This window comes from Epilithonimonas sp., from assembly GCF_056329745.1.
Window position 1 is genome coordinate 12,044 of the sequence record NZ_JBWEYV010000011.1, and the last position, 13,568, is coordinate 25,611.

At 37.5% G+C, this 13,568-nt stretch carries 9 protein-coding genes; 2 read left to right on the forward strand and 7 right to left on the reverse strand.

Going from position 1 to position 13,568, the window contains the following annotated elements; genetic code table 11:
- Position 1: 1 nt before the first annotated feature.
- The 3 genes from AC00Y6_RS09215 to AC00Y6_RS09225 form a co-directional block, all read right to left on the reverse strand.
- Complete coding sequence (locus tag AC00Y6_RS09215) at positions 2–2,800, reverse strand: SusC/RagA family TonB-linked outer membrane protein (RefSeq protein WP_474490327.1); 2,799 nt, start codon at positions 2,798–2,800, stop codon at positions 2–4.
- 19 nt (positions 2,801–2,819) lie between these two features.
- Positions 2,820–5,303, reverse strand: coding sequence for a T9SS type A sorting domain-containing protein (locus AC00Y6_RS09220; RefSeq protein WP_474490328.1), 2,484 nt, complete (start codon positions 5,301–5,303; stop codon positions 2,820–2,822).
- A 204-nt stretch (positions 5,304–5,507) separates the two neighbouring features.
- On the reverse strand, positions 5,508–7,109 hold the full coding sequence (locus tag AC00Y6_RS09225; protein ID WP_476589240.1) for a DUF6377 domain-containing protein: 1,602 nt from the start codon (positions 7,107–7,109) through the stop codon (positions 5,508–5,510).
- A gap of 182 nt (positions 7,110–7,291) precedes the next feature.
- Between AC00Y6_RS09225 and deoD the strand changes: the two genes are divergently transcribed.
- The gene (deoD, locus tag AC00Y6_RS09230) at positions 7,292–7,999 is read left to right on the forward strand and encodes a purine-nucleoside phosphorylase (RefSeq protein WP_474490330.1); all 708 of its coding nucleotides are present in this window, start codon (positions 7,292–7,294) and stop codon (positions 7,997–7,999) included.
- 41 nt (positions 8,000–8,040) lie between these two features.
- Here the strand turns inward: deoD and AC00Y6_RS09235 are convergent, their stop codons facing one another.
- From AC00Y6_RS09235 to AC00Y6_RS09245, 3 genes are all read right to left on the reverse strand, one after another.
- Complete coding sequence (locus AC00Y6_RS09235; RefSeq protein WP_474490331.1) at positions 8,041–9,414, reverse strand: DUF4403 family protein; 1,374 nt, start codon at positions 9,412–9,414, stop codon at positions 8,041–8,043.
- 96 nt (positions 9,415–9,510) lie between these two features.
- The gene (locus AC00Y6_RS09240; RefSeq protein ID WP_474490332.1) at positions 9,511–9,843 is read right to left on the reverse strand and encodes a YkvA family protein; all 333 of its coding nucleotides are present in this window, start codon (positions 9,841–9,843) and stop codon (positions 9,511–9,513) included.
- Between the two features lie 97 nt (positions 9,844–9,940).
- Positions 9,941–10,957, reverse strand: coding sequence for an NAD(P)H-dependent glycerol-3-phosphate dehydrogenase (locus AC00Y6_RS09245; RefSeq protein ID WP_474490333.1), 1,017 nt, complete (start codon positions 10,955–10,957; stop codon positions 9,941–9,943).
- A 225-nt stretch (positions 10,958–11,182) separates the two neighbouring features.
- On the opposite strand from AC00Y6_RS09245, the gene AC00Y6_RS09250 reads away from it, so the two are divergent.
- Entirely contained in the window at positions 11,183–12,058 is an 876-nt protein-coding gene (locus AC00Y6_RS09250; protein WP_474490334.1) for a M23 family metallopeptidase, read from the forward strand.
- 95 nt (positions 12,059–12,153) lie between these two features.
- Here the strand turns inward: AC00Y6_RS09250 and AC00Y6_RS09255 are convergent, their stop codons facing one another.
- Complete coding sequence (locus AC00Y6_RS09255) at positions 12,154–13,488, reverse strand: trigger factor (RefSeq protein WP_474490335.1); 1,335 nt, start codon at positions 13,486–13,488, stop codon at positions 12,154–12,156.
- Positions 13,489–13,568: the final 80 nt, after the last annotated feature.

Sequence of the window (13,568 nt, forward strand, 5' to 3'; positions counted from 1 at the left end):
ATTAAAATCCGATATTAAGGCCTAGTGAAACAGTTCTTGTGATAGGATAAGTCCCGTTATCTATCCCGTTTACAGGTACTTCAGGATCAAAACCGGAGTATTTTGTCCATGTAATTAAGTTCTGTGCAGATATGAAAATCTTAACAAGGTTTAGGTTTTCTCCAAACACACCTTTTGGAAGGGTATAACTCAGGTTAATATTTTTCAGTTTGATGTAAGAACCATCTTCTACATAACGGTCACTCACACGGGAGTTCTGGTTTGGATCTCCAAAAATAGCACGCGGCATGTTGTAGCTGGTTCCTTCTCCTGTCCAACGGCCTAGTACTGCCGTACTCTGGTTTTGGATAACAGACATCGCCTCGGTATACATCCTGTTGACATTCATAATGTCATTACCATAACTACCTTGCAGGAATATCGTTAAATCAAAATTCTTGTACGTAAACGTATTATTAAGTGAAAATGTGAATTTAGGATTTGGATTTCCGATGATGGTACGGTCTTTATCATTGATCACACCATCATTATTAAGGTCTTTGAAACGGATATCACCTGGCGCTGTACTTGTAGTTGAGCTGGATCCTGGTGTTTGAACCGCATGAGCATTTACCTCTGCCTGATTTTGGAAAATACCATCGGTAACGTATCCGTAGAATACATTAACTGGGTAACCTGCCATTGTAAGACCTAGCATACGGTTTAGGTTGTTGCCATCCTGAGCTCCCGGAATATATGTTTTGCTATTGATATCTACTGCATTGTTTTTGTTGTATGAAAAAACAACATCTGTGGACCACTTAAAGTTTTCGCCTACAAAGTTTTTGGTAGATAATGTAGTCTCTATCCCTTTGTTCTGAATTTTACCGGCATTAATAGATGGCGTATATACATCGGAGTAACCAGACGTTACAGGTACCGACATTGGAACCAACATGTCATTGGTATTTTTAAGATAACCATCTACGATTAAGCTAACCCTGTTGTTGAACATATCCAAATCAAATCCAACATTGTACTGCTCCTGCCCTTCCCATTTTACATAAGGATTGGGTAATACAGTTGGCATTACCGCACTTACAAAAGTATTGTTGAAGTTATACTGGTAGGTGTTATACGACGATGCAAATGCATAATTCCCGATATTCTGGTTACCAGTAATACCATAGCCTAGTCTAAGTTTTAGGTTATTAATGGTTTTGGAATCCTTCAAGAAGTTTTCATTGGAAATACGCCATGCCAATGCTGCAGAAGGGAACCAACCCCACTTGTTACCTACTCCAAATCTTGATGACCCATCTCTACGTATGGTAGCGGTTAAGTAGTATTTGTCTGCAAAATTATAGGTAGCACGACCCAGATACGACATTAATGCCCATTCAGCTGCATTCCCATGTTGCACTGGCTGCAAAATCCCGTTATCTATCTGCTGTGTATTTTCACTGGCAAATTTTTGAACAGATGCATTAAGATAATTGAACTGGTTGGTCTGCGCACTGGTACCTATTACTGCATTGATATGATGTTCACCAAAGTTTTTATCATACGTTAAGGTATTATCCCATAACATAGTAATGCTACGGTTGCTTCCTTCATACAGGTAAGAGTTGTCCTGGGTCTTTACGCCCCATGCATATTTTGGAGACCATGTTCTGTCATACCAAAGGTTGGCTTCTACCCCACCTAAAGATTTGAACTTTAAATCTTTGATAATATCCAATTCTGCGTAAATATTACCCTGGATATTGTAACCCTTTGTAGAAGTATCTATGATACGTGCTTTACCTATTGGGTTATCTATATCACCATAAAGCATCGGGTTGCTTCCCGGACCCGCATAATTGCCGCTGGCATCATAAATTGGTCTTGTAGGTAGGGAAAGAATGGTGTTTTTGATATCAAATCCGCCCTTCGTTTTCAAATCGTGCTGCAACTTAACGCTGTTACCAATTTTTAGGAAAGGTTTTATTTTGGTATCGCCGTTCAACTGTACAATATAACGGTCGTAGTTGGTATTAAGAACCACTCCTTTTTGATTAAAGTAGCTGGCAGACACATAGATATTGCTTTTATCAGACCGGTCACCATATGACAATGAGTAGCTGGACATCATGGCAGGTCTAAAAAGCGCCTTGATCCAATCTGTGCCATTACCCAATGCTGCTGGATTAGCAAATTCTGGGTTAGTAGCCTGGCCGCCATTTGCAAGAAGCTCGTTATTAAGTTGAGCATATTGTGATGCATTAAGAACTTTGGTCATGTTCGTCACACTTTGCACACCTGTAAATGTATCAAAATTGAGTACCCCGCCTTTAGCTCCTCTTTTTGTAGTAATCATTACCACACCATTGGCACCACGTGCACCATAGATAGCAGTAGATGATGCATCTTTTAAAATATTAATAGACTCCACATCACTCATATTGATCTGGTTAAGACCACCATTTAGTGGCATCCCATCTACTACGATAAGTGGATCATTATTTTGGATGGTACCCGTTCCACGGATACGGAATGCAACATTACTTCCTGGCTCACCAGAATTGATCACATTAACACCCGATGCACGCCCCTGAATGGCTTGCCCAATATCTGCAACCGGCTGATTCCCGGCTTTGTTAAGGTTAATAACAGAAACAGAACCTGTTAAATCTTTTGCCTTCGCCTTTCCGTATCCAATGACTACAACCTCGTCAATCTTCTGTTCTTTTTGAAGACTGTCCGTTTGCTGAGCATATAAATTTCCGGAAAAATAGAGAGCCGCTACTGCAACGGTACTTCTCAAATATTTTGATTTCATTTATAAAGGGTTTTATATTTTACTTAATAATAATTTTTTGTCCCACAATCTTGTTATCAAGATTTACATTCAACATGTATATGCCCTTGGCGATATTGGTTACATTAATTTCGAACTTGTTAGCTCCTATACTCTCCTTCCTTATCAGTTTCCCACTCATATCATATAGCTCGTAGCTTTTCATTTTATCATCTTTGGAAGAAAGAAAAACTGCCTTATCTGCTGGGTTTGGATATACCGACAGGGCTTGTTTTGCAACTTCTGAAACAGCTAGCTGATCATAAATCCTGTACTGCAAAGTCATGTCATTAAAATCAATATTATAAGTGCCTGCTGTTGGCAAATTAAAACTGATATTAGCGCCACCTCCAGTGGTCTGTTGTGCAAATGCATCAGTACCTGTGGCATTACCCCAGTCGTTGCCCGACCAGTTATTGGTGTTGGCAAATTTCATTTGGTAATCACCGGCAGCTAAAGAAAGTCCTACTTTTTGCCACTTATCATTCTGAAGGGTCATTTGCTGTGGCGCCCAGCCACTGAATGATCCTGCTACAAACATATTTTGCTGATGAGATGGTGTAAACTGAATACTATACTGCAATGTGATTTCATTGAAATCAATGGTATATGTTCCTGGCGTAGTGATCGTAAAACTAACGTTACCGCCACCTCCTGTGGTTTTCTGTACAGATCCCGATAAGCCTGTAGCGTTGCCCCAGTCCTCTCCACTAAAGTTGTTGGTATTGGCAAATTTTAATTCATAATTACCTGCCAGAAGAATTTGGTTTTTGAGCGTCCAAGAATTATTTTCAAAAGTCATTGGCTTCATACTCCAGCTATTGTAAGTTCCGCCCACATACATCTGCTGATAATGCCCGCCGGTTACATTGAAGCTTTGCAGCTTAGGAATAGCAGCACAGTAGCCTCCAGTTCCTCCTTGTTTTGCTAGCACATATACTGTTCCGTTAAAACCGGTAAGCTGAACTTGGTTGTTAACAATCTTTGCTGGTCCCGACGCAATCTCGTACTGGATAGGTTGTCCAGAGTCTGATGAAGCTCCCGGATCAAAAGCAGCATCCGCAGAATTTCTATCGGCAATTGCCGGGAAAGTGATGGTTTGCGCATTACAACTTTCCGATGAGTTTTTTGATAATTTCAAAATCACACAGCCGTGCGGTGGAACTGTTACAGAGATATCACTCATTTTACCAAGATTGGCATGTTGCCAAAGATCTCTTACCATCACCTGGCCAGATAGCCCCAACTTGTTTTGAAAATTTAGACTTCTGGTCTGTGCAGTTGTTTCTCTATTAAAAAATCCGATAATCCAGTCACCGTTGGACAACTGCCCTCTCCATGTCTGGCTATCTACAGTTGTAGGATCATTACTAAATGGTTTTCCTACAAATTTTGCAGCATTTAGCGCTAATAATTCAGCATTTTGGTAAAGCCAAAGATCGTTGCCTATAGTATTGTATTGATCGGCTATTGTCACAGGTCCACCTGCTAATATATTAAGAGAAATAACACTTCTTTTCTCTGTATCTTTGGCAAAAGTATTGATTCTAAGAAAATCGCCATCTAGTTGTACCTTATTATTTCCTGTAACTTGGGACCAATAAACAAAACCATCAAATGCATTGGCATACTGAGACCAGGTAGTATAATGATGCCCTCGGTCTTTATCACTGAATTTGTACCAAGTTCCCTCACCCGCATCTTCATTGATTCGGAAAAGATGCCCGTATTGTTTTTCCAGCTCTGCTGTATTAAAAAGGTTGGGCATAACAAGGCTTAGGTAAACACCATTAGCATCACAAGCCTCACGCATCCACCGCAGTGCCTTCTCATACTGCTGCTTTGTTCTTTGCGGGCCCACTGTCCCCAGGTTACGGTCATATCCAGACTCAAACCAGGATAAGAAGTCAACCCGAAGGTACTTGATGCCCATATCTGCATAATATTTGACATAACCCTTCACATATTCTTCTGCTCCCGGTCTGTCAACTTGAACCCAAGTGAACCATTTCGCATTCTCACTCGTATCGATAAGAGAGGAAACATTAATATTAGTACCAACAATCTTTTTGGTAGTATCATTAGGATCTACATGCAGCCATAATGGATTCTCATACATCCCAAAGGTCATTCCCTTGCTCTGAAGGTACTGGGACCACCAGGCGTAGTCATGTTGCCAATGAGAAGAGTGACTACTTCTATAACCGTTTTGGTTAATCTGGCTTGTGTCTCCCCACCCATCCATACACACCATATTATAGCCATAGGATTTAAGGTTTTTTTCAAGCCAATCGATATTATTAGTGAGTGCTTCTTCTGTAAGATAGTTATCCTGTACACCTGCCATCTCTCGTGTGATATGGTATTCGTAAGGATTCCAATACAAAGGTGCTTTATAAGGATTTGTCTGTCCCTTATAGAAATTACTACCCATGAAAATAATTCCAACTAGGCAGTAAAAAAGATGTAGTATAATTTTTTTCATACAAAAAGAATTAGCTTTTAAAACTATTAACACAACATTAATGAAATGTTAATTGTGTGTTGCTAATATATTTCTGTTATGATGCGAAAAATGGAACTCTGGCTTGTTTGTAAGCTGAAAGTAAACGTTTTCAGCACTATATAAATATTAAAAATTTGATTATCAGCATTTTATAAAATTACAAAGTCAGTCTTAAAGTAAACATTATGCATTAGAAATAGCCCCAATTTGCATAATTTTCTTCTCAAAATCATCATTTTCAATCACAGATTTTACCTTGACCCGGCTTCTGTAGTTATAAATTGTCCTTACAGAATATCTTAAGAAATCAGAAATCTGATTAGAATCATTAATGCCCAAACGGATCAAAGCAAAGATTCTCAGCTCAGTATTTAATGTGCCGTTTTTGATTAAATACCGCTCATTAGGCTTTATCATTTTATTAATTTCTTCAACAAAATTTGGATAAATTCTTAGAAAAGCTGTATCAAAATTTTGGTAAAGTTCATTAAGATCCATCTCGTCACTTTTCTTATTATTCACCATTTCCGTCAATTTATCCACCTGTCCCAACGAAAGCCTTCTGGAGATTAACTTTTTGTAACGCTCAAATTTCTCAAGATAAATAGAACATTGATTGATAAAAAATGCCACATATTCTTCCATCACAGTATTGGCCTCGTCCAACTTGCCATTAACAAGTTTGAGATCCTGATTAACTTTCTTGAGTTCGTTACGTGATTTTGCAATGGTTTTAAGCTGTTTGTAAATAAAATAAACTGTAATACCCAGTATCACAAATAACAAACTGATAACAATGATGGATAAACGAAGTTTACTATTCTGATTATTAATAGTTAAAAGATAGGTTTCCTCTATAATAGGCTGTACCTTGCTAATCTGTATACTACGGAACCTGGCGTTATAAAAATTGGCATCTTCTAGCGCAGATTGGATGTAGATATACGCCCGCTCGCTCTCTCCTTTTTTGTAGAGAATGCTGGCCAATTCCTGCATAGATCTATTTTCTTTGGTAGAAGATTCTATATCGGAAATCGCAGAATATATAAGGCATTTTTCCTGAGAATCTACATTACCTAGCCTGGCTTCTATCACGGCTTTACAAAAACTACCAATTGCGAAGAGCCTCGTTCCGGGCTTGGTTGTCTTTAGAAACCTATCTATATTATAATTGGCCTCTTCCCACTCATTATTGATTCTGTTCTTGTGACTTAGAAACAAAAAATAAAATGGGTCGGACGGCGCCAAGGATTTATAAGCCGAGGTATAGTAATCGTTAAGCTTTCTTTTATAAGCTTTCCCGTAGATATTATTATCATTGCTGTAGTCCACAAGGTTATTGTAGAGACATTCGTAGGCGGAATTGTATGAAAAACGCAGTGCTTTTGGTAACTGCTCTGGATTAATTTTATCTAAAATTTCTTTGGATTCGGTAAAAAGACCTGTAGTAGAGAGCAGTACAGACCTCTGCAAAAGGGTCTGGTAAAGCCAATAATTATTATGATTTTTGATGGCCAACTCCTTATTACGATCTGAATAGATATAAGCTGAATCACATTGGTATCCCAGATACTCCTCTACAATCTGATTATTAATATTATATGTAATACTATCGTTATCAGTATGCTGATGAAGATCATTCTTCAAAACAAAAATCTTTTTCTTTTTGAGATTTTCGTAGCGTTTTTTAGCATTGATTTTTTGGTCCAGCTTTTTTAAAAGCAACTCGTTACCACTATCTAAGGCTTTATCTTTCCTGCAACTAAAACAAACAATGAGAAACAATGATAAAATAGAAAATCGTAACGGGGCGGGCATATGTTAGAAAAATTTTCAGCAAGTTATGATTTTTTTAAATGATTATAAAGTGCATAAGAGATTACAATTGCCGATTAGCATATTTATGAAAAAAGCATTTTAAAATCAGAGTATAAATAATTATATTCACGGTTCTAAAAATATCTATTATGAGTGTCCATATCAGCGCAAAGAAAGGGGAAATTGCCAAAACCGTTCTAATGCCGGGAGATCCGCTAAGAGCCCAATACATTGCCGATAATTATCTTACCGATGTCCATTTGGTAAGCAAAACCAGAAATATCTACTTTTTTACAGGGAAATATAAAGATAAAACCATCACAGTTGGAGCCAGCGGAATGGGTTTTCCCAGCATTGGCATTTATTCCTATGAATTGTTTACAGAATATGAAGTAGATACCATCATCCGCATCGGAACCTGTGGTGCCTACAGTACAGAGTTGCAGTTATTCGACATCCTGAATGTACAAAATGCAGCCAGCGAAAGTACCTATGCCAAATATGCTTGGGGAATAGAAGATGAGTTAATCTCCTCTCAGGGCAATGCTTTCGGTAATATTATCGATACGGCAGAAGAATTAAATCTCAATATAATACCTACCAATATCCATTCTAGTGATATTTTCTACAGGAAAGACCCTGCTGTTCCTGCCATTGCAGAAAAATATAATTGCCCAGCCGTAGAGATGGAAGCGTTTGCTCTGTTTGCCAATGCACAACATCTTGGTAAAAATGCCGCAACCATATTAACCGTGTCCGACATCATCCCTACAAGAGAATTCATCTCGGCAGACCAGCGCGAACAAGCTCTGAGAACCATGATGGAACTTGCCCTTGAAACGACACTTAAATACTAGTATAAATGCTTCTTAACAGAAGCATTTATTTTATAAGGATTCTAAAAGTTCAATCCTGAAATATTCAGTTGCAATTGCGCTTTGGTGTCAATTACCACGGTAATATAATTATCTGATAGCAAAAACTGCGTGGGTTTAAGATCCAATACTCTTCCCTGAAGGCGCAACCCTTTATAGTACTCTTTATTAAAATTATCGGTTAGGCTCTTTCTAGACGTTGTTTCTATTTCTGCCAAAGGGATACCATAATCTTTTTCTATCATGCGACGGATTTTCCCTTCAAAAAGTACCGTAAGCATTTTTTGAAGTAGGTTTTTAGTTTTCAAATTAAAATCGGTGTTGGTGAGAACAATTTTATGATTAACTGCATCATAAGCCGGTTTTCCTTTAATAAAAGCTGTCCCATTAACCGCTCCTTCGGCTTTCACCTCTATCACGATTTGATCTTTTTCGGGATAAACCTTTATATCATCCACTTTTACTGTGTTCTTACTATTATTTAGGGGAAATTCCTTATTTAAAAACTGCTGCCTGGCCAGTTTTGTAGCTTCATCAAAACCAATATTAGCTGTAGTTTGCAGGTTGAATATATTCTGTAGATTAGGGTTTATTGTAAAATTTGGTACAGTACTCACATCATTACTGCCCAAGGGAATCTGCCCTACATATGTTTCGGAATAGAGATCGATCCCAATGGTGGTTTTAATCTTGTCTGCAAATACTTGCAAAGGTGCCATGTAAGTATTCTGCGGTGTGATTTTGAGCCATGTATTATACTCTTCGGAGATATTTATCGGTTTAGAAAACTGGTTCCAAGCCATTACGAGATAAGGCTGAAGGTTAAATTTTGACTTAACCTGCTGATCAATCAAATCCGTGAATTTACTTTGTTGTTCCTTTAATGTGGATTCTATAAAACTGGCAATCGGAATCTTGACTTTCCCATAATCCAAAACTGGTTTCTGTGTCCAGACAAAGCCTGCGGTGGTAGTTTTGGTAGCCAGTTTCCAATCCGGCGTAGCCGAAATACTGGTGATAAAATTCATGATCAGGTTAAAATTGGTATCTTTATAAAGATAATATCCCAAGGTTCCATAACCCTTTTCTGACCAAATTTTTAGCGGCACCGATATCATCAGCCTATTATTGGTTAACGCTTTCAACGCAATATTGCCTTGCTTCTCTACCTTAACTTTGAACTGGTCATTATTATTATCGGTAAAGGATTGATCTTCGTACAATACACCTTTTACGGACTGATTGATCAAATTATTAATTTCAGAAACAGGTAAAGAGACCGGCAACGTAATGCTGGACTTGATTTTTGGTAATGTATATGAGGGAGCAGAAACCTGAGCTAACAAGATGGATTGAATAAAAATTGAAAATAAAAAGAATACCTTAAGCCTAAACATATATTAAATGAATTGATTCTTTACAAATGTACAATGATTAAAGAACGTGAGAGCACAGAGGTAATAAAAATTCCGATTCTCACGAACCGGATTTTTTTATTCTATAATCTCTGCATCCACTATTTTGGGATTCTTTTTCATACTCTCCCAAAGCAGAAATTTATCTACTTCTTTCATCAGGAGAGGGATTGCAAATGCCAGTATTGCAAGATCATCCAAAGCGCCAATCACAGGAATAAAATCTGGAATAACATCAATGGGAGATATGACATATATTAAAGCTAAGGCTGGTAAAAGGACATCTGTAAATTTCATCTTATACTCACCTTTGTAATACAATTTGAACATGCGAAATACAGAAGGTATCTTTTGAAGAAAACCCTTGTGCTTAATCGCTTCCTGAGCCAATTTAAATTTTGAATATTTCATTTTGTGTTGAATGTTAATTTATTGAGCAGAAAATTTACAAGATTTGTTCCAATCCGCAAACTCCTAATATAATTAACGTTTGTTGGCAGAAATTACTTTAGGTCAATCTTTCGGTCAGTTTTGCAAATTGTTTCTCTGCATTTTTATCTTCGTAAAGGATGTCGTACACCGTATTGATGATTGGTAGTTTTAATTTTTTATCCTTACAGATGGAATAAATTCCATTGGTAGCATAATAGCCCTCTGCGACCATACTCATAGACTGAATTGCCGACTTCACGGTGTAACCTTTACCAATTAGGTTCCCCAGATTCCTGTTTCTTGAAAACAGTGAATAGGCTGTAACAATAAGATCTCCAAGGTATGCACTGTCATTCACGTCTCTAGGCTCCGGATAGATCGCCTCTAGAAAAGTTTCCATCTCGCGAATGGCATTAGAAACATAGACTGCAATAAAATTATCACCGTAGCCTAATCCACTTGCAATACCAGCCCCGATGGCATAAATATTTTTAAGAATCGCCGAATACTCATTACCAAGAATATCCTTACTTGTATTAACTTTGATATAACAGGAAGACAAAATATCTTTCATCACCTCGGCATCCTCATGTTCGGCAACCGCTACCGTAAGGTAAGATAAGCGCTCCATAGCCACTTCTTCTGCGTGACATGGTCCAGCAATAACCGCTTGATTCTTAAATCCAATCTTAAAAGTATCCCTTAAATAATGGGCAACGATATCATTATGTTTCGGAACAATACCTTTAATCGCCGAACAAAACAGTTTATCTTGAAAATCACAAGTTAATTTTTCCATAGATTCTGCAAGGTAAATCGAAGGAACTGCCAGTATAACAACATCGCACTGAGATACCATCTCATTAATATCCGTTGTAAGGCTAAGTTTTTTGGTATTGAAAGATACCGTTGTAAGATAAGTAGGATTGTGGCCACGTTGTTCTATAGCACCTTTCACAAACTCATTCCGAACGCACCAATGAGCCGTTTTACAATTTTCCAACAGCATTTTTACAATCGCTGTGGCAAAACTTCCGCTTCCTAAAACGCCAACTCGTGTATTCTTTGAGGTTTTAGTCAATTTCTTTGTCATTATGATTGGACTTTTTAAGTAATTACAAATCTAATATAAATTATATGTTTACAGTAATAAAATGAGATAACATCAAATCGGAAACCTAAATTTTAGATCAATTATCTATTGACAATTCTAATGAGATTGACAACAAAATATGAATATCAAGAACCTAGATTGAAGATAATGAATGATTTCAAAAAATAAAATTTCTTACTTTTGCGATCCATTTAAAACTGATTGATGCTAAATTTCTTAAAATCAAAGAAGAAAAAAAATATTGTTCTCATCCTGCTTCTCTTTATCTGCTTTTTTCAAGCTTTGCTGATTGCAAAAATGTACAATAGCAAAGATGACAAAGTCTATGATGTAAATATTGTCAAAATCAATACCGAAAAAGACAGTATAGACCATCTACAACTAAAGACAGACCTCGCCATTGTTGATCAAAGCGTCAGAAATATTGACGGATTTCTAAAATCCAAAAACGCCTCGGACCTTCAAATTGAACGTCTTGCCAAAGATAGCCTGGAAAATGAAGTTTACCTGGCAAAAGTAAGCAACCGCTATAGCCAGTATCTTGTAGATCTAGAGCAAAGATTACAGCAAATCCCCTTGGGAATCCCTACAGACGGCTATATCTCGTCCAATTTTGGCATCAGAAAAAACCCGATTCCTCCTAAAGCTAATGAGCTTGCAAAAACGGCAAAAACTACAGAGAAAGATAGCATCTCTCTTTTGGCGCGCCAAAACATGGTAAAAGAGGATAAAAATGCTTCTGCAAATGCGCCGGCAGAGAAAGACCAAATGCAGTTCCACAAAGGTGTAGACATTGCAGTTGGGTTTGGCAGCCCTGTAAAGTGTGCTGCATCTGGCAAGGTGATTTTTGCAGGCGATAAAGGTGGCTATGGGCATTGCATCATCATAGAACACAACAACGGTCTTGCAACACTCTACGGTCATCTTTCCGAAATCTTGGTTGAAGCCAATGATCGCGTAACAACAGGCCAGGTTATAGCAAAATCCGGTAACAGCGGTAGATCTACAGGGCCGCATCTGCACTACGAAGTGCACAAAAACAATCAGCCCATCAATCCCAAATTATTCCTGAATTTTTAAGGGACCATTTTTTTTCAGCATTATTCAGTTACAAAAAGGCATAAAAAAAACGCTCCAGATTCGGAGCGTTTTTTTATCAAATATGAGAAGAACGATTATTTTTTCAGTTCTTCCAAAAACTCATCGTGAGAGATTTTTGTTTCAATCTTTTTAGATTTTTCAAGAATGATATCTTTCAATTTAGCCATAGCTACTTCAGAAGAAATCTGTCTTACTTGATTCTCATCTTTTAGCATTTCTGCTGCATATTTTTGAACTTCTTCGTCAGACAAATGGTGGATACCATAGATAGCTAATTGGTTTCTTACCAATTGCTCAGCTTGTCCCAAAACTTCTGTATAATCTAGTTGGATATCATTATCATTCATCAGTTTACCTTCTAGGATCTGACCTTTGATGATGGTTTTTTCTGCTTCAAGAATTTCTTTGGCCTGCTCTTCAGAAGTGATATTCTGGTTAGAGAACAATAACCATTTGATAAGGAAAGCCTCTGGCAAAGCTACTTCCTGCTTTTCGTTCACTTGCTCAAGAATCTTGTTTACAAAGTGTACATCAGCATTTTGTTGGAAATATTCATCCAATTCTTTTTTAACTCTTTCTTTAAGCTCTTCCTCAGATTTGATTTCGTCTTTACCGTAAACTTTATCAAATAACTCCTGATTAAGCTCTGCAAGGTTCAATCCGTAGATATCTTTTACAGTTACCTCTACCTCGTTGTGGTGCAGGTGTTCTGCTTCTTCTTTGCTGAATCCTAATTGTTTTGCCAACTCTTCTTTTGCTACTAAATCTTCTTTAGAAACTTTTACAGAATCGTCTTTTTTCAATTTTTTAACCAAGTCGTAAGCTTCCTTTTGCTCTTTGGAGATGGTTACAGTTTTTGGTTGGTGGTGGTGCTCACCGTCTGCCTCTGCTTCTACAACTTGAGAAACTTCTAATGCTACGTAAGAATTTTTACCAATTTTCTCCTCTGGCACTCTTTCTGCAAAACGTTTCTGCATATTCTCTACGCTAGTTGCAATTTCTTTATCAGAGGCTTCTACGGTATAGTGTGGCGCTTCGTATTGAGTCAAATCAACTGTAAATTCCGGCTCATAACCTACTTCAAAAGCTACGGATAGAGAATCTGCATTGTGATCAAAATCATTTACAGGCTGAGGAACAGGCTGACCTACCAATCTCAGTTTGTTTTCATTAACATAACCATTCAACGCTTCAGAAATCTGTCTGTTGATCTCTTCATAAGCGATACCTGCTTCATATTGTTTTCTCACCATGCTCAATGGCACTTTTCCCTTTCTGAAACCAGGAACCTGCGCATTTTTCGCATAATTGATCAATTGTTTCTCTACTTTATCTTTATAATCAGATTTTTCCAAAGTTACCGTAAGCAATGCACTTACATCATCGTGGTTTGTCGCTGTAACGTTCATTAATTGAATTTTTTAGGTTGCAAAAATAACAATTAATAATCAATTCTGAAAATTAATGAGCATCAAAAAAGACCAACCTT